We start from the raw sequence: 22,177 nt of genomic DNA on the forward strand, positions 1-22,177 counted from the left end.
GCCGCCGCCGCTCTACCGATGTGATCACCTCTGCCCGCGATATCGTCATAGCGCTTCTCCTAGGATTACCCCTAGGACCTGCAGCGCTCGCCTTCCTCAAACAAGGCGGCCGTCAGCGGAGGCGTACGTTACATTCCTTGGAGACCTTTATGCTGGCAGATTGTTCGCGATCGCCGCGCGAACAGACTTTGTACGACACGGACGAACGAGCGCGGGCCCTCGGCAAGCATATTCTAATGAAGTCATAACGGTACGTTTCGTACCGTGCCGTGCCGCCCGCGACGCCATTACCAATTTCGAAGTCTCAAACCACCAACCGTCTTCGCGCGCGTCACGGTGGGCCGCATAGACTTGCCAGTGTCCTTCGAATCTGAAGTTCGCTAAGCGATTTGAGAGAATCGAGCCATGCGGTCGATGACGGAGCGGGACATGGCCTATGTCACAAATGTCCCGTTTGTCCCGCGATGTCGCTTTTTCTTGTCCCGGATGTTCCGGCAGCCTCACCCGATGTCACCATCAGGTGAGGCCCAAGCAAAGGGGCAGAAGTTTGCTTGTGCGTGTGGGAACGCGCATCAACCGTATTTGTGTCAGCTGACGAAAAGCTGACGGGCTAGGCACCATGCGTCCGCCGGCGTTGGAATATTTTCCTCGGCCTCGGCCGCTCGCCGCGCCGCAATTTCGACAACACAGAAACATGGCGTGGTCGATTCGACCATCACGACGCCCGCGACCGCGCCGACCCATACGGAAAACGTCACTGTACAGCACCTCGAAAAACCATGTGTTTGCAATGGCCGGTACCTGCCGAAAAACCTATACTGAAAAAGGTCCCTATGGCGCTGCACGTCAACACCTGGCCTACGCGATCGCGAGATGTGAATAAGCGCCGAACTTTGACCCCCATCGGCTTCCAACGTTGACCCCACACGTGACGAACATTCCGGGTAATAGTTCAAGGGCTTCGTCAGTGTTGGCCGGGGTCAACCTTCGGCGCCGATCGGGGGTCAAACCGTGCGCCGAATAACAGCGCCCTCGACGACGTCGACTTCGCGGCTATCCAGGGCAATTTCGCGATCTACAGCGGGTTGAAGCTGACCAACGCGTTTGCGCTGGAGAAGATGACGACACCCTATATCAATGTGGTCGCAGTCAAGCAGGCGAACTCTGATTTGCCGATATCGCAACAGACCGCTAATGGCTTGATTTCACTAGGACGATGGAGGGCCACAGCGTGAACGAATGTAGACTAGCGTGAGCGAGCGTACGATATTTGCTTCGCTCCATCGCGAGCCTCAGGGATGCTGGGATGCGCTGTGCTTTCCCGCCTGAAATGCACGCGACGCGTACGCGGGCCGTGACCAATAGCTCGTCTCCGCGCCTGCATTCCTGAAGCAGGGTGATCGAGGCCCTCTTCGGTAATTGTGACAACCTCAAGCAAGTCATCCAACACCGCAAGCTTCAAAAAGTCGATTATCATCGAACGGACAACGAAGGGCGAAGCCCGGAGCATCTCCCCGCGCCTTCTTAAGGAGCTCCTGCTGGTTCGTTCCGAGCAGACGCAAATAATTTGTTCTGCCGCGTTCCATGAAGCGCAAGAAGTTAGCGTGATGCACAATCTGACCAGCGTCCGTATCTTCGAGATAGACGCGGACCTGCATATGATGGCGACCGTCGCTAATTTTGCCATCGAGAGAGGCTGTCACTGGCGATTACAGAAGTACGTCTCGAAAACCTACGATCCGAGGCCTCCGAACCGGGCGAACAGATAGCCGATTCCGCCCAGCACGGCGAAGACCACGAGGAACCAGAAGAGCCCTCGCAAGTAGAGCAGGAAGCCCCTACCGCCTTGCGTGTTAAAGCTCTCACGATGGCTCCTGACGTAGTAGGTGGCCACGAACGGCATCGCCCCGATGATGGTGATGATGGATGTCGGCGTGTTGGCGACGCTGATCCGGCCAATAATGTCTCCCACAAGTAAACCCGTGAGACAGAGACCCAAATCGACGCCCGGGGGGAGGTCGGCTCCCATCGTTCTGTTTGCTCGGAGCCAAAATCGCTCGCGGAGGCTCATCGTCACGCTCTCCTTTGATTGAACTTTCGCCAGCGGCGTCGGTAAAGCCGCCAACTGAAGGGATTCGGAAGGACAGTTTACGGACGCCTGCCCCGGAGAGCAGCCGAACCGATTTTCACCCGTTTGGGAGGGTCAAGGAGAAGCCCGCGACCTCATTACCACTTTCGACGTCTTAGACCACCAAGCGTCTTGCCACGCTTCACGGCGGGCCGCATAGACTTGCTGGTGTCCTTAGAAGTCGCCCTTGAAGGCGAAACGGTCCTGCGTCCAGAGACCCTTGAGCACCTGGATGAATTCTTCCGAGCAGCGGTAGCGTTCATCATGTTCCAGCCAAGGCTCACCGAAGGCGCGAAAATCATCCTTGAACCAGCCGGTCAGGATGTTGATCGCAAACCGCCCTTTCGAATAGACATCGATCGTGGCGCCCACCTTCGCGATCATCGCGGGATGCCAGAAGCCGGTGTGAATCGCGTTGATGAGCTTCAGCCGCTTGGTCTGGGCCGAGAGCACCGCCGTGCAGGTGATGGCTTCCTGCTGCAATACCCAGCCATGGCTCGCGATGAAACGCGCCGGCGCCAGGCTCTGACAGCGGAGTTCGGGCAGGCGTCTGGATCAGCCGATGGCGAGAGCGGGTCAACGGGAGGCGCGGTTCAGGACCCGGCGCCTGAAGCCGAGATCACGATCCAACGGTGCAAGTGTTCCCGCGAGCGGTCGGAGGAACCGCAGCGCAACTCCAGAGCGCAACGAACCGATAAGGAACACGGTGAGGACGATCCCCCATCCGACCAAAGCTCGCGACGGCGACGAGATCGGGACCTCGACCGAGGACGGTAAGCAGAACAACAAGGGCACAACCAGATTATTATAATATTTTACAATAGCCTATGAGGATAGGCCCGATTTGGGCTCGGCGGAGGCGAGGCGCACTTAGTGGGTTTAGTCTCAAAGTTCCTTGACATGAAACACATCGTGTTTTACGATGGATCATATTATGCGACGTATCGGATAAGGCAGAATGACTGATCGGGCCATAGAGGCTGCGCCCAAATCCCGGCCGTGGGGACAGGACCGGCGACTGGAATTCATCGAATTTCGTCTGTTGTGGGACGGCAAAATCAATCGCGGCGAGGTCGCCGAATATTTCAACATCTCGGTTCAACAGACCTCGCTAGATTTCGCCAAGTACCTTGATTTGGCCAAACACAACATGGAGTACGATCGTCACGAAAAGGTCTATCGCGCGACCGAGCATTTTAGGCCGCTGTTTCTCGCCCCCGATACCCAGACTTATTTAAACGAAATTCAGGGCCTCGCCACCGGGACGATTTCCCGATCAGTAAGCTTCGTCGGAGCCCGGCCACCCTGTGATGTCGTGACGCTCCCTGTCCGCCGCGTGCGCATTGAGATGCTGTTGCCAATCCTCTGGGCAATCCGCGATGGCACAGAAATAGACGTCACGTATCAATCGGTGCGCACTCCCGATCCAACTCGCCAATGGATTGCTCCGCATTCTCTGGCCTTTGATGGTTCTCGTTGGCACACCCGCGGATGGTGTCACGGAACTTCTCGCTTTCGCGACTTTGTCTTGACGAGATTCCAGCAAGTTCACGGGCGCCGTATGAGCAAAGTGAATCCGCAGGAGGATACGGATTGGCAAACTTTTGTCGTGATCGAGATTGAGCCTAATCCGAATCTCACGCCCAGTCAGCGAGCTTCAGTCATTGCCGACTTCGGCATGCAGGACGGACGGTTATCGAAGACGATTCGGCGCTCGCTCGTTTCATATTTTGTGCGCCACCTGCGGATTGAATTACCGCAGGAGTCTCAGCCGATCGTGTGGGCCAACCGCGCACAGTTCGACTCAAGAGATGACGTATGACGCATCACAAGCACAACCCTTAGAAGGAGCACGACATGTCTGAAGCAGAAAAATCCGAACAAAAACTTCATGTATTTTACGTGGACGCCATTCGCCACGAGAATGCCAAGACCGCGCTTACGGGCGCGGAGATAAAGGCGATCGCCAATATCGCCCCCAATTATCAGCTCTTCCTCGAAGAAGAAGGTGACAAGCCCGACAAGGGAGTAGGCGACGGTGAAGCTGTGGGAATCACTGAACGCGTGAAGCACTTTTTCGCTGTCCCGCCAGCGACATTTGGACTCTCATGATCGGCGAGCAATTCCAGCAACTGAAGGAATACCTTCAGGAATTCAAGCAGCAGGACGCTGAAATTCAGCGCCGCGCCGATGCCTCGTACCTCATTACGGTAAAAGGGGTCGATCTGCCCGACGGCTGGAGCGCGAAAAAGGTCGACGTTTTCTTCATCGCACCTCCTGGGTATCCCGCCGCCAGACCGGACTGCTTCTGGGTTTCGCCGCCTGTACGCCTCCCCAATGCCGCGATTCCGCAGAATGCGAATGAAGGAACTCCCTTGCCCTACGATCCTAATCCGGGGCGCCCACTAACATGGTTTTCGTGGCACCTGCAGACATGGGACCCCAATCGCGACCGGCTTGAACAGTTCTATCGAGTAATCCTTCAGCGACTGGACCCGCCTCGATGATGGAGCTCAGGTTTCAGGATGGAGATGCCAGCCGAATAGTCGGTGAGCTCGTGGGCAGAGAGACCGAACGCTGCGCTGTCATGCTGGCATCCCGCGTTGCCATGCCCGAGATGGACCGTCTTGTAGTATCCAGCCTCGACTTTCCTGCCGATGAAAATTATTCGGACCGCTCGCTCATCAGTGCGCAGCTCAAACCGGACTATATTGCGCAGATCGGAAAAAGAGCCGCCCGCCAAAATCGTTCGGTCATTTTTGTTCACTCGCATCCGGGGTCCGCTCCGCCGGAATTCTCTAAGATAGACGATGACGGTGAGGCACATCTGGCCCGTTTCTTATCCGTGCGCGCGCCCGCTACAGTGCATGGCGCGGTAGTGGTAAGCGCCGGGGGCTGGTGCGCACGTCGCCTAGGCGAAAAGACTCCGATGCGCGTCGTGTCGGTTGGCCCTCAATTGCAGGTGCTTTTCGACGCAGGGGACGGTTCAGGTCCCACGTCATTGAAATTCGACCGACAGGTTAGGGCACTGGGCTCCGCCGGCCAAAAATATCTTGAATCACTTACCGTCGCCATAGTGGGTCTCGGCGGCACAGGCTCCATTGCCGCAGAACAGTTAGCACATCTCGGTGTCCGGAAATTCATCTTTATCGATCCCGATCGCATTGAAACCACCAACCTTAACCGCGTGGCTGGCGCTCGCCTAAGCGATGTGAACCGTTTCAAGACGGACGTGGCCGCTGAAATGGTTGCGGGCATCACGCCGGGTGCCGTGTGTAAGTGCATCATCGGTGACGTGACACGAACGTCGATTGCTCGTGAGCTGCGGGCTGCCGATTTTATTTTCTCGTGTACGGATTCCCATGGGAGCCGTGCGGTAATCCAACAGATCGCATATCAATACCTAATCCCTTGCGTTGATATGGGCTCAATTATCACCGCGAGAGCTGGCCAGATCGCGGGCATACATGGCCGCGTCCAAGCCCTCGCTCCGAGGCTGCCCTGCTTCACATGCTGCGGGCTTCTAGATTCTGAAGAAGTCAGACGGGACATGATGAACGCCGAGGAGCGAAGCCGGGACCAATACATTCAGGGAGCACATGAGCCCGCACCCGCCGTCATCTCAATCAACGGCACCGTGACCTCAATGGCGATCACGATGTTTTTGGCTATGACGGTCGGCGTTCCAAGCGCTGCGAGGCATCTTATCTATGACGCACGGCCCCCGTCGTTGCGGGCCGTTTCGTTCACCAGCAACCCGAATTGCTATATTTGCTCCTCGCGAGGTGTTCTCGCGCGCGGCGATTCGCAAGATTTGTTTACGCGGGACGACTGACATGGCAATTCGCGAATTTTCGCCGGAGGGCAGGCCACGCGCGAAAATCGCTTTCGTCGGGGAGGAACCATCCGCAGCAGATTTGAACAGATTCCGCGAACGTGGCTTCCAGTGCGAGCCCTCGACCCCGGACCAGCTTGGCAATCCAGCGTACGCGGCACAATTAGATGCTGTGATCTGGACCCAGGATGGCAACAAACTTAACGCTTTGCCTCGACAGTTAGGCTCGGTTGTTCCTCGTCTGCTGGACTACGATGTTAGGGTCTACATTCGCCTTGCGGCTGACAAGGACCAAACCGATACACCTCGTAAGCTGGTCGTGAACGCGCTGCTGGAAAGCACAAATCCGGTTGCCAATCTTCGCTCGGATGAGTGGCAGACCATACCTACGAATGATCGCGAGAGAGAACGAGGCTTTCTCCTGCCCTGTGTTTATATTTTCGACACGGCGTCTTCCTGGGTGGATATCGCAGCTTTGGTGTGTGATCGCCCCGCAAGTTCATCGCCAAAAACTGACTTGGTCTTTGACGAAAAAGTTCTCCTAGACCGGTTTGGCCCTGATGGCCACAACGAGCGCGTCATCTTGCTGAAACGAGCGTTCTGGAATTGCTCGGAGCTTCGGTTGACATTGCTTGACGGCGGTATGTCCGGAGCTCCGGTCTTCAAGGCTTACGCATCAGCAGAGGCTGGGTTGGTACAGCGCGGCTCAACCGGTGCTTATCCTCATCTCTTTTTCGTGAAAATCGGTCCTCGTAAGAAGATCATCGACGAGTATGACAAATATTGCGGTCACATATTCGAATATGTGCCTTTCCACTTAGGGCCTCGTTTGCGGCGGGATCGCTGCAATCTCGGATCAACTCTAGGAATCCTCGTGGGCGATTTCGTCGATGGTTCCGAGTCCCTCATCACGTGCGCGCGGGGTGGGCGCTGTGGTCATGCCATTGCGAATCTGTTCGACAAAACGCTGGGAGGATGGCGGAAACAAGACTACGTCGATGACAAACGGACCCTGAGCGCCTTTTTAGAGGAGAAGTGGCAGGTTGAGGGCCAAAGCCAACTGATAGAATTGCCCGCCGTACGGATACCGCTGACACAAAACCTATGTGCTGATACCAACATCGAGCCCTTGAAAGAGATATTCGATGAGTTAGCCAAGACCGCGCCCAAAGTTGCGCCGGCACATGGCGACATGCACGCCACCAACGTTCTCGTCCGACACGGTGATGCGATCCTCATTGATTTCGAGAAGTTGGAACAGCACTACCCTCTCACCTATGACCCCGCGTCGCTGGAAGGAGGCCTTCTGGTCGAAGGATTCATCGAGGACCTGAAGAAGGGAAAACTTACGCTTACGGAACTCGTACAGTTGATCGAGCCCCTCTACGAAGAAAGTGCTCTTCAGAGTGGTCAGACGACCTTCTGTAGGCCCGGCGATCCCGCCGAGTGGTTTTACAATGCGGTGAATCAAATCCGGACCTTGAGCTGGTCGGCGGAACAGCAGCCCGGACAGTACGCGCTCACACTCGCGCTATGTCTGATCCGTAAAGGCTGCAATCCGCACGCCGATCTCCAAGTGAACGAACCGAACATGTCGCGAGCAATAGCATTCTTTTTCGGTCAGAAGATTCTGCGGTCGATGGCCAAGGCTAAAGCTAGGCGGCCTAGCAAGCATAAGCATCAATCGGGGGACGCGGGACAGTGATCATGAATTTCAGCATCAAAGCCAGAGTGACCTCTCGCGCAGACGCCAGCGCGCTTCTCAAGCAGCCGGGAGACACGGTCATTGTGGATCGCAAAGGCCCACGTTGGCTAATCATGCTGTGCCCCTGCGGGTGCGGTTCTGAGCTGCCGGTTAATCTCGACCGGCGCGCAGGTCCAGCTTGGCGCCTGTACGAATCTCCGAAGGGAGCAAGCGTCTATCCGTCCGTGTGGCGTGATACAGACTGCAAGAGCCATTTCATTATACTGCGGAATAAAATCCTCTTGTTTGGACCGCGAGGCGACGATTGGTGGCTGGACGAGGAAGAGCTCAGTGAGGCCGAACTGCTAGACCGGGTGCTCGAAACCCTTTCCGCTCGCGAACAATCAATCGAAGCGATCTCCGATCAAATTGCGGAAAGCGTGCCATGGGATGTTTTGCGGTGTTGCCGAAAGCTCTGCCGGAAGGGTAAGGCGACCGAAGGACTGGGTCAGTCGAAAGGCCGCTTTCGGCGACTTTAGTCGTGCTTTCATCCAATAAATCGTGAATTCTCCAAGTGAGAGTAGATGCCGTACTTTTCTTTTCTCCAGCTTGAATGCCGCTTCGCCGTTCTCGAACGGCATACTTAGTAATGGTTCTTATTTCTTCTTGATCAAGACGTGCGTCGCGTTTTCGCCGCCGACCATACGCACGACTGCGTATCCGAGTTGATCAAGGTTGATTCCAGAAAACAGATTTTCACCTTGCCCCAGCAGAACTGGCGTGACGGCCAAGTGAATTTCATCGATATAGCCCGCGGTCAGGTGACCTTGGGGAGTGATGAGGCGCAGACGCGTATCGTCGAGCAGATCGTGGGAGGCAATGATTACAACGCCGACGAGATCAAGAGATCGTTGCTGGATGATCGTCCGACGGTGGCGCTGGCAATCTTCCCGCCCGAGAAATACTCCGGCACCATTACGACCGACCTCTTTGCCGAGGATGAAACGTCCTACTTTGACGATGCCGAGCAGTTCTTCGCCCTGCAAAAGGAGGCGGTCGAGGAATTGAGAAAGCATCACGAGGCCACCGCAGCATGGGTCAAGGTGACGGAGGATTACCGCCTCTCCGACTGGCAGTACCGCAAGACCAAGAGGAAGGAGAAGGGCGGTGTCCTTATCAATCTCTCGCCGTCCGGTGCGGTTGAAGTCCGCGAAAATCTGGTCAAGCACGAGACCGAGGAGGAAACGTCCGAGGCGATTTCGGAGAACCCCATCGCTCCCGTGAAAGTCAAAGCGGCGTACTCCGCTCTGCTCTGCCGCTATATCGCGCACCACAAGACGGCGGCGGTTGCGGAAGTCCTGCTCGCCAGTCCGCGCACGGCGCAGGAAGTGCTGACCGTCCGCGCCCTGAAAGGCTTGCGGCTGCACGAGGCGTTCCCCGCCTTGAGCAAGGAAACGGAGGCGCAGGGCGCGTACCGCGTCCTTGACGATCAGGCGCGGTGCTTCACTGGCAAACTCGGGTTTGAGATCGAGGAAGGGGAGTCGGTATGGGGCAGCTTGCCGCCTTACGGCGTCAGCGAACTAGCGTTGTACGAAGTCGTGAGGGGCTTGTCCGATCATGATCTTGCCGGGTTGCAAGCTCTTTCGGTCAGGAGAATTGCGAGCGTCTGGACACGAGCGACAGCCTGTTTAATCGTTTAATCGCGTGGCGCGTGATTTGAGTGTGGATATGAAGAACCACTGGCGGCCTGACGCGGCATTCTTCGGCAAGCGCAACCGGGAGCAGCTTGTCGGGATCGCCAAGGAGTGCGGCTACGCCGATGGCAACGGGTCGTTGGGTGGCTACAAGAAGTCGGAACTCATATCCTGGCTGGTCCGGCATTTCGTGAACGCGCACAGCACGGCCGAGCCGACTGCGGCGCAGCGCAAGGCGCGGCAGTGGCTTCCGGAAGCCATGCTGTTCCCGGCTGTCGATCCGAACGCGCCTGCCGAAATCGACGAGCAAGCGGAATCCGTTGCCGAAGTGACCGAAGAGGATTGACCGCGAGACCAATGCCACGGCGCGGCTGACTCGTTGGTCAGCCGCGCCTTTTTGTTCAGGGCAGTGACAGCAGCGGGCCGTCCTTGCGGTGGCCCGTTCCCGTCAGCAGCTTCGACGCCGTGCCGCCGGGCGGGATTTCGGAGAGGATGGCGACGAAATCGCCCATCCTGAATTCCTCCTCGGGCCGCCAGAGCGCCGTGAAGACCCGCAGGTCGTTTTCCAGACCGATCCGGTAGCTCCGGACGTGCCATTTCACCAACTCTGAATCGCCGCCGGCCAGATCGGCCAGCTTTTGCGCATCTGCGCCGTTCAGCGCGAGGCCGTGGACATGCAGATAGAACCCATCGCCTGAGTGCGTTTCGTAGGCATCTTCGTGCAGCACCGCCCAGACGGTGAGGGTGCCCCCCGCCTCCTTGATGCGCCGCCGCATACTTTCGACCATCGCGGGGGTAATCCCGGTCTGGCCGGGATGGCCCGGTGGGCCAAGCTTCAGGCTATTGCGGTCGTCTGGAAGCGACATGGCCGTACTCGCTCGGGTCCGAAGAGAGTACCGCAGCCGCCTTGAATCGGCTAATGGCGGTTCTTTAGCGGCTATTTGCCATGACCAGATTTGCTGGATGGCCTGGGAATGCGGAGAATCCAGTGCCCAGTTTGTTCCTGCCGGGCCCACAAGTAAGTCAAAGGGCTTGATGCTAACGCCCCGGTTCTGACCCAGACAGGGCCGGAGACGCTTTGGCCGGGCCGTCATCAGGGAATGACTCGCGCAATGCGTCCAGCGCCTCGCCGATCATATTTGTCGTCTTGTTGTTCAGCACCTCGGTGCCGTACATCTTGGCCCCTTTCTTCGCAATCCACGAGAAGACCCCGAGCCCGCTCGTAAGTTCGGCAAGATCGACATCGACCAGAATATCCGTGACCTTCTCGACCCGCTTGCGGATCGCCGGCCGCAGCGGCTCCACAATGTCACGCGACGGCCTCGGGATTTCTCCGGCCGGTATCTCGATCGGCTGCATCATTCGCTTCGTGAGCGGGATGATCGGGTAGCCGATCTCCTTGTCATTCGCGCCTTGGCGAAGCACGAACTTTTTGGCCTCCAGCGTCCGGTCATCTTCGGGAGCGAGCGTTTTTGTGACCTGGCTGGCCTCCCGCACGATCCAGTCTGCCGGGAGCTCGCGTCCGCCGAAGATGGCGTGGCTCCTGGGAAGGCCGAAATTCCAGCGCAGGAACGCCTGCGCATTTCGTCGTCCGAGAAGATAATCGTGACGGCGAAAGCTTTGATCGAGGAAGCCGCTGAAGCCTCCAAGGGCGCCGCTGGCGATGGGATATTTCGGGGCTGGGCCGTTGGCGTTCGTCCGTTCGGGTGAAATGATGAATCTCGCAAAGTTGGTTTCGTTTCGCGCCTTGGCCAGTTCTTCAGGCTTGAAGCGCGCCTGGTTGATCAGCGCCGAAGCCAGGCTCGGCAGCACGCTGGCGAGCGTGCCGATGGTCCGGTCGTTCTCGTAGACCTGGTAGTTCGGGAAGGGCGCGACCAATACCACGGCCTTGTCGGCGACGATCCCATCCGGTTTCTCGGTACCGCCACCGGTCAGGAAGCGGCGCGCTTGCTCCAGCGGTTCATTGTTGATCGTGCCGCCGTCGACCGCCCAATATTTGAACGGACCGTCCGCCGGAAAACGCGAATCCGGAGGGATGATGACAAACCTTCCCGCAGCATCGACGGTGCCAACCGTGCTGATTGTCCTGAGTTCGCTCGCGAGCCGCTCAATCGCCCGCGGCTTGAGGCCGACAGGAAACGCGCCCGTCGCCAGCGCCGCAGCCTTGAAGAATCCCCAGTTGGGAGCACCAGTCGAGCCTACGTCCAGATAGGGCGCTCCATCCGCAGGATCGACTGCCGACAGCCGAAAGGCGCCTACATCGGCATGGTTGAGCATGCCGAACGCATCGCGCGGATCGGCCCCGGTGAGACTGAAGGAATACGGCACGCCGCGCAGATTGGTCAGCGTCATCATCACCTGAAGCGCAGGCCCATTGGCCCGCCCAACCCAGGGCCGCCGGAGCGTTGGTCCATCGATGTTGAATGCGTTCGCCAGGATCTCGTCGAGAACATTGCTGCATAGCACTGACGACAAGCCGTCGACCGTACCTTCAAGGTCCTTCGTCTCGAGCAGCCGCGCGATGGAAATGTCCGTCACCCAGCTGGCGTAAAGCCGGTTCTCGCCCTTCGGCGGCGGCGCGACGCCCGGCCAGACGTGAGAAATCGGTTTGAACATGTGCAACGCGGCCATGCCGGCCGTCATTCCGCCGGCCGAGGCACCGGCCAGCACCGGAACGTAAACATCATGATTCGGGCCATCCCACCCAGGCTTGTCCCTTTCGGCATAATAGTCGTCGAGCGCTTCGATGATGAAATCCATGGCACCAGCGGAGTAACAGCCTGCCGAGATCGCTCCCGCAAGCACAAAACCGATTTCGAACGCCGGCCTTTCGGGCGCCATGGCAATACTCCAATTTGGTCGTCTCGATCACGCGACTGACAAATGTGTCGGGAGGTCCATCGAGATGCGCAGGCCCGCCGTACCGTTCGGAAGGTTCCGGTCAGCGAGATCGCGCAATGAAGATGTCTTGGCAATCGAAGCCCAACCTGCGGGCGAGAATGTCTCTTCCTTGAAAACGTGCGGCGAAAGCAAGGGATTGGTGAGTGCGTGCGAAAAGGCATCCAACGCGACCATGCGCCCGATCAACGGCGGGACTGCCGAACGCTCCGGCGGATCTTCGGCGAAGAGGCCGACGAAAAATTCGACCCGCTCGACATCATTGGCGTAAAGTCGCTTCAGGGCGGCGACGACCTCGGGATCTCCGCTAATCTGTTCGAACCGGGTCACGCGCGGGTACTTCATTCTTTCGCGGTAGTCGTTGTAGGACGCCAGGCGGTTATCGCGCCCCTGTTTCAGGCTGGCGAGTTCGACCGGCCGAAGAAACTCGGCCGTATTGAACAATCCGAGGCACCAGGCCCGCGACTTGGTAGCGCTGTCGAGCGCAATTCCCAGTCCATCTCGCAACAAGGGCTCATTGCCAAAGCGAGCTCCGCCGATCGGCATCGGAGCGCCGTTCCAGATCGCCGTCTCCGGCACCAGGCTGTGCCAGCGATACAGCAGGTTGAACTCGACCGGAATCCAGTTCTCGCGATTCCAGCGAGCCGTGTAGCACGGCGTTGGATCGCTCAGCAGCCTGAACCAATAGGGAGAGATGTGATTGATGTATTCTTCAACGACAATCTTGATCAGCTGAACCACGTTGACATTTCTGGCAGTCTGAAAGACGCGCTCATCGTCCCAGGCGGGGTTTGCGGACTCGATGACGCCACACAGGCGGTTGTGTTCGCGCAGGAAAAGCGTGTTGATCGCGGCCGTAAAGAGCGTGGAGTTTGCCCGTTCGCCGCCGAATGCGAAGAGCGTCGCCTTGCGGTCAGCGGGAAGGGTGTCTGGCATCTTCATCGGTGCAGGCAGAGCGTTGAACTTCGGGTTGCGGACGCCATGTTCGTCGAACAGGCGAGGCGCCCACTCCTCTCCGTTGACGATCTCGGACAGCAACCTGCCGCGTTTGCCGCGTTCATTATCGAGAGCCCGCAGGGCGCCCTGCACGTCGTCATTAAGTCCGTAAAGCTGGCCCAGATCGATCTGATGGCTGGTGGTGGTCCGGCGGGTGTCCGACGTGGACGTCATCATGAAGCCGTCGGTGAACCACTGCGCAAACGTCGGAAATAGCAGTGTGGACCGATCCGACAGGCGCGGACCTGATGGCTTGGTCACATAAAGATGCTCGAAATCCGCGACGGGGGGCAGGTTCGGGATCTCTTTCGGCGGCAGATAGCGGGAGAACCACGTGCGTTCAGTCAGCGAAGACCACGAGGGATAATCCGCGCTCGTGCTCAAAAGCAGCGGCCGAAACGGCGCCTTGCTGACGGCATCGTTCACGATGACGCGGTTGACGATCCTACTAAGCCAGGGCTGTCGATTGATAAATCCCCAAACAGGCCGGCCGTGCGTGAGAACAAAACTCTCAATCTTGTTGCGCAGGCCATCCCTGCTCGTATCGCGCTGCGCAATGGTTTCTGGCGTGGGTCCCATACAGCACCGTCGTGAAATGAAGCCTGAGGCATCTCGGCAAGTGAATAAAAAATGCAGGGCATTGTCGCAGCTCAATACAACCTTGGAAAGTCCTCCATAACAAAAAAAATCTATGGATGCTCTGGCGCCGGACAGCTTCCTGTCATAGAGTTTCGGTATTGGTTCTTGAATTCGTATCCAATGACAGCAATTTTTAAGGTGAGGTGCCAAGATGGCCCACGCATTGAATCTATTCGTCCCAATCCGGCAAGATGCCGAGAGTCAAAAGCTGCTCGCTGATATCGAAGCGAATTTCGCGACGCGCGATCAGGCTCTGATCGAAAAGGCTGCCAAGGAGTCGCAGATCATTCACTTCCTGCGGGTGCTTATCACGCCTGACCGAAAATACTTCGTCGTGCTCACGGAGTACGATGGCAGTCATGAGGAATATGCCGAGTTTTTCCGGCTGAACCTTCCGGATCTCTTCAAGCAGATCTTCACGCTCGCCAATGGCCCGGGGTCCTGGGACCAGGTGAATAACGAGAAGACCTTCTTCGAAGCATCCAAGAAATTGCAAATCAGGTCGCTGGGCAACTCGGTGTATGACGAGAAGGATCCTTGGGGGCAGACGGAGGGATATCTCTTCCACGCCTACGGTCCTCGCACCGTGAAGCAGATCCTCCCCCTGCTGAAATAAAACGGCCGCGCTGCGGCTGCGACGACGCAGTCGCATGCGGCCAAGCGCGGGCAGCCGGGATCTGGTGACACCATGGCCCCTTTAAGTCGCGACAACGTCCAATCCCTGCTGCTCGGGTCGAGCCTGCATCCGATCACCCGACACCTGCTTTTCCAGGTGAAAAAGAAGGACGGGGGACGTCAATTCCTGTCGGACCTGTTGCCGTCCGTGTCCAAGGGAGATCCCGCTGCCCTGGGCGCCGCTCCTCTCCTCAACATCTCGCTGAGCTGGAACGGACTTCTCGCGCTGGGCGCCTTTGATACGATGGGCGGCGAGGCCGCCGCCGCGTCAGCTTTCTATCTGTTCAACGAACCGCCGCTCTCGGAATCGCTGCGCGCGTCAGGCGCCAGCACGCCCGCGAATTGGTGGAAGAAGCGTTTCCTGAGCACCGACATACACGTCATCGTGCATCTCAGCGTCAGCTCCGAGGACGATCTACGGGATGTGACCACCCGTGTGAGGACAGCAGCTGAGCGCGCCGACCTGCTGGAGCTTCTCACCTCGGCCGAGGGCGAACCGATCACGGGTCGCGCGGTCAACGGGTTTCGGCTGCATTTCGGTTACCGGGACGGCATCTCGCATCCCTCGGTGGATTGGGACAACGATATCCCCACTGGCGGTGCTCTTCCCCGAGGCGACTTTGTGCTTGGCTATCCGTCGCCGCACTACTCGAGCTACCCGGACAAACCGCCGTTCAGCGATTTCGTGCGCGATGGGTCGTTCATGGCATTCATGATGCTGTATCAGGATGTCGCAGCCTTCAACCGCTTTCTGCGCGAAAACGCGCCAAAGGTCGCACCGACATTGCCGCAAGCGGACGCAGAGGAGTACTTGGCCGCGAAGATGATGGGGCGATGGCGCGACGGCTCGCCGTTGATGCTATCTCCGGAACGGCCCGACGGGACAGCCGCACTACGCGATGACTTCGACTACACCGATGATCCCCAGGGCATCAAGTGTCCTTTGGCCGCGCACATTCGCGTGGCCAACGCGCGTCACCAGCCGCTGAACGATGTGAACAAGACACTGTTTCCGGGCGGCTATCCGCGGCTCCTCCGGCGCGGCATGCCATATGGCCCTCTCCTCGACGGCGAGCAGGACGATGGCGTGGATCGCGGCCTTGTCGGCATGTTCCTGTGCGCAAATCTCAACAAGCAATTCTACACCATCATGCGCTGGCTGGGCCGGACGGACTTCAGTCCGGTGTTTCCCGATCAAGTCGGCCAGGATCCTCTCACCGGAAACGGCGCCTTCCCCGGCGCATCGTCCGATTTCAGCATTCCATCGACCGATGGAACGTCCATAACCCTGACCAGAGCCACGGATTTCGTTCGCATCCAAGGAGTAGCCCTTCAGCTCCTACCGAGCTTGACCACTTTGCGAAACGTGGCCGCATTCGGCTAGCTGCATGCAATAGCATAGTGCATCCTCGCCGAACATGCGGCCGACAAGGATCACCTCGATGCCGTTCGATCTTGAGTCGAGCGATATATACTAGATGTTATTGATATAACTAAGATATTTTGACAATTATGTGTGTAAGTGGATGTGTAAGTTTTGGCTTTTCGACGTGCCTTTCAGTGCCCTTAGGAAGGCCGCTGAGCGGCTTTGCGAATTTTGGCCGCATGGAAGAGGCGATTGCTGTCTATAACGATTTGCTCAGACAATTCCGCGGTGCCACCAAGTTACGATTACACGAACTTCCTCAGTACTGGATCATTCTGAAGGCGAGTGCGCTTCACGGACTTTGACGAAGCTTCGAGGCGTGTCGCGCCTATGACAATTTGCTCAAGCGTTTTGCGAAAGCTGCGGAAATGCCGCTGCGCACCATCTTCGCCGAAGCCCTTTTAGGCAAACGAAGTTCACTTCGTTACTGGCTTAGCTTCTGGAAGCGCCGTAATCTTGTGAAAGTAACCCACTACGGCTCGCCGTTCCGGCCGGCAGCGCCGTGATTCCCAAGCGTCGTCAGAATGTCAATCCGAAAGGTCATCCAATGGCGCAGTCCCTGACTATCGTTGCTCCCGAAGATGTATTGGAGGGCATCCAAGCCGCGCTCCCCGGCGACGAGATTCTATGGAGTGACCGCGAACCAATGGATAGCCCGCTGAACCCGCTGGACGATCCGCTCGGTGGCATCCCTATTGACTATATATGTCATATCGTAACCATCGTCCTGCAAACCGGCACGGCCGGAGCCACCTTCGCTTCGGCAGTAGTCAAGCTGGTCAACCTCCTCAAAAAGCCGGTTCAGGTTCGCGACACGAAGACTAATAAACTGGTCATCACGGTGAAGCCCGGCACGACAACAAAGCAGCTAGAGGACGCAATCCCAAGTGATCCCGACGCTCCAGCTTGATCCTTCGACCCTCGCGATCTGGTTCAACGCCAATCTTCTGAACTCCTATAGAGGGGAGGAGCGCGGACTCGAAGTATTTACGCATGCGGCAAACCACGATCTCAATAAGCTATACCCAATTCTGGACGCCGCAGCGTCCGATATGCATCGAGCTCATTATTACGAGATCATAAGTGCGGTCTGGCATGAGAAGCGCCATTTCGTCGACTTTCTCTTGACGAACTTCGGGGCGCTTCACGTTCGGACCTACTTTCAGATGTATCACAATTTACCGCCTGGCCTGAAAGAACTCCCTAAGGATACGCCACTCCTACTTCCTTTGGACATATATGCAGACCCGGTGAAGCTAATGGGTCTCGGTGAAAAAGGGGAGCCTCCGGCTCAGACTCTCAAGCTAGCGCGCTGGTTACGAACACGCAAGCGAGGGCTAAGAATTGACATGTCACCGTATGACGGGGGCCGCGGTCTGACTGAACACGGTGGTTTGGCGCAAATGGAAGCCATCGCGTACAGCTGCCAGCTTGGCCTTCTGCAGTATGAGCTCGGCACCGACGCTATCGAGTTACTCCACCGATATAGCCCGCTACCATCGGTCCAGAGCCGACGTTATGCGTGGGCAAGGGATTTTTGGGCCCACCTACCGCCTCACCCGGGCTTTCCTGTCTCGGCAGACATTGTCGATATGAATCTGATGCTCGCTATCATGGTGGCTTCGCTTTGCGGCAGGGTCTTCACCCTTGCTGGGGAGCCCGAAATCCCGGCAGACCGCACCGCTCCCAGTTGGAGGCTTCTAAAACTCTTCACGGCCGAGCGATGGGATAAATATGCAGGTGCTTCGAGCGAGGAGATCTGGGCCCGTGTCGACGCCAAGGTCAAAGAGCTCTGGGGCTTTACCGTTGAAGAAGAACTTCAACAGGACTGGGAGATCGAGTCTCGGCTGCTCAGTGGGCTCAGCTCGGCTGATTCAGAGTCAGTTGTCGTCAGAACCTTTGCTAAATATCATGCAACCAGGAAGATCGTAATCGACGACTTCATCGCTTCACCCCCCACTTATACCTCCATCTCCGGATACATGGGCCTCCTGATCGAGGGTGTATCACCTCTTCAGATCGTTTGCAGTCCAAGCGGTCAGCAAGGAGAACCGGCGGCCATTCCATTGTTCGACTACGATTTCTCACATTTAGGGTCGCATCCTTTGTTGAAAGGATGGCACGCAGTAGTCAACCCAAATGCGAGCGATGGAAGAGGGGCCAAGATAAGTATCGGATTCGACCATGATTGGAAGTCAATCGTCACTGAGTTCTCTCCGGTTACAAAGCTATTGGTCTCTGGAAGAGCCCAGCGCCTCATGCTGGGGGCAGAACTGGATAGAGGTGAGACACTGCTGAAGAAGATCGGATTTAAAATGAAATTTATGCCACCATACGACAAGCTCGATCAGCTGGTTAATGGAGATGACTACCGGCATTTGACGGGCATGGATCAGGCCAAGTGCGACTTCACCGGCGAGGTGGTCAGCGCCAAAGACTTCGACTTCATCTCGCCTTGGGAGATACGGGATGACCGGGCTTTTCGCGGATTTCTAACCTATATTGGCGAACAGATGAACTCAGAGCAAATGGCGGCACTAACGATTGCCAAGGACTGGTCTTATTGGTTGACGTCGAAAGAGCGCGCCAAGGCATTGCGATCACGATTCGGACTGATCCCATGACTCAGCGCCTGATCTCGCGGACAATGGTCAGCATAGGTCCCGCGCCGGCTGCTCTACGCCGATCTCGCCGTCGCTGCCGTGCCTCCAGGAAAGCGACCGAGCGATTTTGTGAAGTCAGCTTTCTCCGCAGCGACGGGGCCGATTCCAGCCAATCCGCGACAAGGACGGTTTGTCAGTCCTGCGTCAGTCCGTCTCTTCAAACGACACGCCGCGCGATTCTGCGTAGTTCACGAAATGCTCAATCGCCTCTTCGGACGAAATGGATCGGAAAAAGCGAACCTCGTCGCCATAAGGACGAGCGACTTCTGGCCCTCCCTTGAGGGTGAAGCCATTTTAGACCGTCAAGGGTTCGAAGACCTGCTGCAGTGGATACGTGAAGGCGATGCCTACTGGTTGGCACGCGTCTCTGTGGATGGATGCGAACAGAGACGAGCTGAGGAGGTGGCCGAGCTTGCCGTAGACCTCGCAATTGTTGCGATTCAACTCTCCGCCCCAGCTCTCGGCACTAGCACCATGGCACGACTTGATGCACGGCGGGGAACGTCACAAAAGCGGACTCTCTCGGAGGCCAGCGGCTACCACAACGCGGGCTGGGCTCGCAAGGAGCCCGGATCGACGATCGGCCGGGGCACGCTGGAGGACATTCTGCGAAAAGCTGCTCCCATTATCGCGTCTGTCGGCAATCTGGTGCGGTCGTTCACATCTGGCTCGTTCCGTTTGCCGACGCTCGAACGTGCTTGGTGCGACGCTGCATACTGGCTGCATCAAGCCAGGGCCGAGTCCATCGACACCATTGGCATAGCGAAACTCGAAACAGCGTTGGAGGTTCTGTTGCGCTCCGAGAGTACCAGAGGGAGCGAGCAGCGCATTTTGGAGATTTTGTATGCGTTCTTTGGGCTGGCTCCAGAGGCTCCCATAAACCCCGGTTCGTTGATAAGCGCCCGGCAATTTGCACGCCGTATTGTCCGAGATCGGTCGCGCATTCTGCACGGCACCTGGTCAACTCTTAACGCGCGGGGACTGGACCGAGTGGGCATGGAAGGCTTCGTGATCTCGGTTGTCAGAATGGCGGCAGTTGAGATTGATGCTTATGCCAATTCTCCAGAGCCGTCGGACGATATCGATGAGTTCCTGCGTTGGATGAGGCAAAGGGGCGGTGCCCTTGCGTAGAGGATTGGCACGCGCACCCACCGCTTGAGCGTGGGGAGATTCTGGCCCGTCGTAGGCGAAGCGGAAGATTTTTGAGTTCCGTCTGGTCATCGCTCCGGCGGAAAGCAGCCCCTCAGAGGCGTTGAGCCCTGATTATCGACCTTCTTAGGAAACGGGCGGATAAGCTAGGGCGCGATCATCTGATCAGCGACAAGATGGTCGGCGGAACCTCTACAGCTTCCTTTGCGCGAGTTAGGGCAACGTAGAAAAGTCGCACCTCAGCCGGATCAGGGCCGTTGCTCAGCTTTCCAGGCTGACTGCGCAGAAAATCATCCATGAGCCGAACGGTACTCCACTCGCGGCCCTTTGCCTTGTGGGCGGTCGAGATGGTCAGGTCGCTTCGCTCTTCGTCGACGGTGCGGTTGAGGGCCCACATCAATTGACGCTCTCCCCGCCCCTCGACCAAGTTCACAAACGACATCAGGTGATCGCCCTCGCCGCTCTTGGCGAATTCGACGACCTGCTCCCATTTGTCGAAGCCGAAAAAGTCCGGGACGGTGCTCTGCTTACCTTCCTTCAGATCCTGCACGCCGCGCAGCATGTCCATCAATTCATCTGTGCCGCCGACGAGATGAGGCTTCTTTCCTTCGTCCAGGCACTCGATGATCGCGGCAATGGTGGTCGCGTTAGTGCGCGCCAGGATGGTCCGCGGCTCAACGCTCCCAACCCGGCTCTTGACCGCTGCATTGCCTTTGAGCGGCCGCTTTTCGCCGAGAAGGAGCAAGAGCTTCGAGGCCCATTCCGCGATTGCAGTACCAAAGCGGAACGAGGTGGTGAGGTAGGTCTCACCCTGGGTCTCGATTTTCTCCATCGCGTTCACCGCGCCGCGCCACTCGTAGATTTGCTGGTACTTGTCGCCCACATAGATCATTTGGGCCGGCTGCTTCCGTAGTACGTCGAGCACAACCGGATTGGTGTCCTGCGCCTCGTCGAGAAGAATGAAGTCGGCGGCAATCGCGGGACTGCTGAGAGCCCACAGTTTCAAGTAGCCGTCGTGACCGAGCGGCATGGAGTCCGATGCGCTGCTCATTCGGCTCCACACATGCTTTGCTCCATGGAGGGCGAACTCCGTCACGGCGCGCATCGTGGCGTCGGGTGCGGCCAGCAGTGAACCATGGCGGGGAACGTGAAGTGCTGCCAGTTCGGCATCGGCGCTCTGCATATAGCGCCGCAACGTATCGAGGATGAGATAGCCCTGCGACCGCGGTTGCAGAACGTGCCGGCCGTCGACGTTCCACCGCTTCAGATTCAGCATCTCGGCAAGCTGATTGGCGTTGACCTTCCCTGTCATCTTCTCGGAGTTGCTTCGGTAAGCTGACGGTGTCGCGCGGAAGGCAAGCCTGTGACTCGTCGCACAGTTCACCGTATTGGGAAATTTCTCTTCGGCATCACGTACAATGCTCCGGTTAAACGCGATGTATTGCCCGCGCCTGGATGTGCTGTGCGCCAGGAATTCAAGCGTCGAGGTTTTGCCGGTACCGGCGTAGGCGTTGATCTTCACTGAGCCGCCGCGCTGAAACTGATCGACGGCCTGCTGCTGCTCAGCTGTCGGTCTACGCGACGGCTTGCCATTCGCGGCGGGACGCAGCTTTGGCGCTGCATCCGCCTTCGCCTTCGGCGGCGGTTTCGCCGCGCCCCGCGGCTCGCTGCGGGGCTTCTCGACAACACCCAGGAACCTTTCCGCGGCCTGAAGCAGCGAACGGGCCTTCGCAGTCGTGCGGAAGCCGAGTTCGCTGACGACTCTTTCTACTGCCGCTCTGTCGCCGCCGTCCTGGGCGCGTTCAAATTCCTCTTCGAGTTGCGCAATCGACCAACTCGCGTATTGGCGCGACACCGAAAAATGCCTCCCTGCAGCCAGCCCCATACATTATCACAACAGCTTGAAGCGTTTCTACCATCGGTGGTACTCCAGCTGAACAGGGGGGTCGATGTCCAGCTACACCAGACCGTGCAGGCATTGCGGGCGCAGGATCAACCTGCGCCAGATGCTGCATGGCCAGTGGGTGGCCTTTGAGGGGGACCAGCAGCATGTCTGCGACGAGCCGGCCCCGCCAAAGGCGCCACCTCCCGCAAGGCCCCGGACGCCGCCGCCCGCAGCTACGCCGGCCCCCTTCGAGCCGCTCTATCCCGAGGTCCCGCAGGACCCACCTCCCAGCCCGCAGTCGGCGCTGGATAGTGAGAGGCATCTTGCGTTGGCACAGCTTGAGGCGCTGGCCGTGGCGTGACGGGCACCGGTGTCGGCGTGGTGAGACGGGGCTGTTGCGGTGCTGGCGCAGGACGTGGAGCTGGTGCGGGCGCAGGATCAACCTGCGCCAGATGCTGCATGGCCAGTGGGTGGCCTTTGAGGGGGACCAGCAGCATGTCTGCGA

Annotated in this window: 19 protein-coding genes and 2 pseudogenes; 14 read left to right on the forward strand and 7 right to left on the reverse strand. The window is 58.0% G+C overall.

All coding sequences use genetic code 11. The features are described from left to right. Positions 1-1,028: 1,028 nt before the first annotated feature. Positions 1,029-1,184: pseudogene (locus FNJ47_RS30530) on the forward strand (MetQ/NlpA family ABC transporter substrate-binding protein); the annotation flags it as partial. A 94-nt stretch (positions 1,185-1,278) separates the two neighbouring features. Here FNJ47_RS30530 and FNJ47_RS30535 read toward each other — a convergent pair. The 3 genes and pseudogenes from FNJ47_RS30535 to FNJ47_RS30545 all read right to left on the reverse strand — a co-directional run. Then, positions 1,279-1,703: pseudogene (locus FNJ47_RS30535) on the reverse strand (YbgC/FadM family acyl-CoA thioesterase); the annotation flags it as partial. A 29-nt stretch (positions 1,704-1,732) separates the two neighbouring features. Next, positions 1,733-1,972: a hypothetical protein gene (locus tag FNJ47_RS30540; protein ID WP_163159665.1), complete on the reverse strand. Its 240-nt coding sequence runs from the start codon at positions 1,970-1,972 to the stop codon at positions 1,733-1,735. Positions 1,973-2,302: 330 nt separating this feature from the next. Next, positions 2,303-2,611 carry an LLM class flavin-dependent oxidoreductase gene (locus tag FNJ47_RS30545; RefSeq protein ID WP_236000179.1) on the reverse strand — a complete coding sequence of 103 codons (309 nt, stop codon included), beginning with the start codon at positions 2,609-2,611 and terminating at the stop codon, positions 2,303-2,305. A gap of 475 nt (positions 2,612-3,086) precedes the next feature. On the opposite strand from FNJ47_RS30545, the gene FNJ47_RS30550 reads away from it, so the two are divergent. The 8 genes from FNJ47_RS30550 (at position 3,087) to FNJ47_RS30585 (ending at position 9,687) form a co-directional block, all read left to right on the forward strand. Continuing rightward, a complete protein-coding gene (locus tag FNJ47_RS30550) occupies positions 3,087-3,950 on the forward strand; it encodes a BrxR family helix-turn-helix transcriptional regulator (RefSeq protein ID WP_163159666.1) in 864 nt (287 codons plus the stop codon). 35 nt (positions 3,951-3,985) lie between these two features. Next, positions 3,986-4,240, forward strand: coding sequence for a multiubiquitin domain-containing protein (locus FNJ47_RS30555; protein ID WP_163159667.1), 255 nt, complete (start codon positions 3,986-3,988; stop codon positions 4,238-4,240). After that, on the forward strand, positions 4,237-4,635 hold the full coding sequence (locus FNJ47_RS30560; protein WP_163159668.1) for an E2/UBC family protein: 399 nt from the start codon (positions 4,237-4,239) through the stop codon (positions 4,633-4,635). Before FNJ47_RS30555 ends, FNJ47_RS30560 begins: the two co-directional genes overlap by 4 nt. Beyond that, the gene (locus tag FNJ47_RS30565; protein WP_163159669.1) at positions 4,632-5,963 is read left to right on the forward strand and encodes a HesA/MoeB/ThiF family protein; all 1,332 of its coding nucleotides are present in this window, start codon (positions 4,632-4,634) and stop codon (positions 5,961-5,963) included. The genes FNJ47_RS30560 and FNJ47_RS30565 overlap by 4 nt, the downstream gene beginning before the upstream one ends. Before the next feature lies 1 nt (position 5,964). Beyond that, entirely contained in the window at positions 5,965-7,668 is a 1,704-nt protein-coding gene (locus FNJ47_RS30570) for a phosphotransferase (protein WP_163159670.1), read from the forward strand. A 2-nt stretch (positions 7,669-7,670) separates the two neighbouring features. After that, positions 7,671-8,186 carry a ubiquitination-like system serine protease family protein gene (locus FNJ47_RS30575; RefSeq protein WP_163159671.1) on the forward strand — a complete coding sequence of 172 codons (516 nt, stop codon included), beginning with the start codon at positions 7,671-7,673 and terminating at the stop codon, positions 8,184-8,186. A gap of 138 nt (positions 8,187-8,324) precedes the next feature. After that, positions 8,325-9,347: a hypothetical protein gene (locus tag FNJ47_RS30580; protein WP_163159672.1), complete on the forward strand. Its 1,023-nt coding sequence runs from the start codon at positions 8,325-8,327 to the stop codon at positions 9,345-9,347. A 4-nt stretch (positions 9,348-9,351) separates the two neighbouring features. Continuing rightward, a complete protein-coding gene (locus FNJ47_RS30585; protein WP_163159673.1) occupies positions 9,352-9,687 on the forward strand; it encodes a hypothetical protein in 336 nt (111 codons plus the stop codon). A 55-nt stretch (positions 9,688-9,742) separates the two neighbouring features. Here the strand turns inward: FNJ47_RS30585 and FNJ47_RS30590 are convergent, their stop codons facing one another. From FNJ47_RS30590 to FNJ47_RS30600, 3 genes are all read right to left on the reverse strand, one after another. Continuing rightward, complete coding sequence (locus tag FNJ47_RS30590; protein ID WP_163159674.1) at positions 9,743-10,207, reverse strand: hypothetical protein; 465 nt, start codon at positions 10,205-10,207, stop codon at positions 9,743-9,745. 172 nt (positions 10,208-10,379) lie between these two features. Next, positions 10,380-12,182, reverse strand: a complete 1,803-nt coding sequence (locus FNJ47_RS30595; RefSeq protein WP_163159675.1) for a patatin-like phospholipase family protein — start codon at positions 12,180-12,182, stop codon at positions 10,380-10,382. A 27-nt stretch (positions 12,183-12,209) separates the two neighbouring features. Continuing rightward, a complete protein-coding gene (locus FNJ47_RS30600; RefSeq protein WP_163159676.1) occupies positions 12,210-13,814 on the reverse strand; it encodes a peroxidase family protein in 1,605 nt (534 codons plus the stop codon). Between the two features lie 211 nt (positions 13,815-14,025). Here FNJ47_RS30600 and FNJ47_RS30605 point away from each other — a divergent pair, with 211 nt between their 5' ends. The 5 genes from FNJ47_RS30605 to FNJ47_RS30625 all read left to right on the forward strand — a co-directional run bounded on the left by FNJ47_RS30605 (position 14,026) and on the right by FNJ47_RS30625 (position 19,769). Next, on the forward strand, positions 14,026-14,490 hold the full coding sequence (locus FNJ47_RS30605) for a hypothetical protein (protein ID WP_163159677.1): 465 nt from the start codon (positions 14,026-14,028) through the stop codon (positions 14,488-14,490). A gap of 72 nt (positions 14,491-14,562) precedes the next feature. Then, on the forward strand, positions 14,563-15,933 hold the full coding sequence (locus FNJ47_RS30610) for a Dyp-type peroxidase (RefSeq protein WP_163159678.1): 1,371 nt from the start codon (positions 14,563-14,565) through the stop codon (positions 15,931-15,933). A gap of 589 nt (positions 15,934-16,522) precedes the next feature. After that, a complete protein-coding gene (locus FNJ47_RS30615; RefSeq protein ID WP_163159679.1) occupies positions 16,523-16,885 on the forward strand; it encodes a hypothetical protein in 363 nt (120 codons plus the stop codon). After that, the gene (locus tag FNJ47_RS30620; RefSeq protein ID WP_163159680.1) at positions 16,863-18,599 is read left to right on the forward strand and encodes a hypothetical protein; all 1,737 of its coding nucleotides are present in this window, start codon (positions 16,863-16,865) and stop codon (positions 18,597-18,599) included. Before FNJ47_RS30615 ends, FNJ47_RS30620 begins: the two co-directional genes overlap by 23 nt. Positions 18,600-18,833: 234 nt before the next feature. Further along, positions 18,834-19,769: a hypothetical protein gene (locus FNJ47_RS30625; RefSeq protein WP_163159681.1), complete on the forward strand. Its 936-nt coding sequence runs from the start codon at positions 18,834-18,836 to the stop codon at positions 19,767-19,769. Positions 19,770-19,944: 175 nt separating this feature from the next. On the opposite strand, the gene FNJ47_RS30630 is transcribed toward FNJ47_RS30625, so the two are convergent. Beyond that, positions 19,945-21,642: a UvrD-helicase domain-containing protein gene (locus FNJ47_RS30630; protein WP_163159682.1), complete on the reverse strand. Its 1,698-nt coding sequence runs from the start codon at positions 21,640-21,642 to the stop codon at positions 19,945-19,947. Positions 21,643-22,177 lie beyond the last annotated feature (535 nt).

This window comes from Bradyrhizobium uaiense, assembly GCF_010811875.1.
GTDB lineage: Bacteria > Pseudomonadota > Alphaproteobacteria > Rhizobiales > Xanthobacteraceae > Bradyrhizobium > Bradyrhizobium uaiense.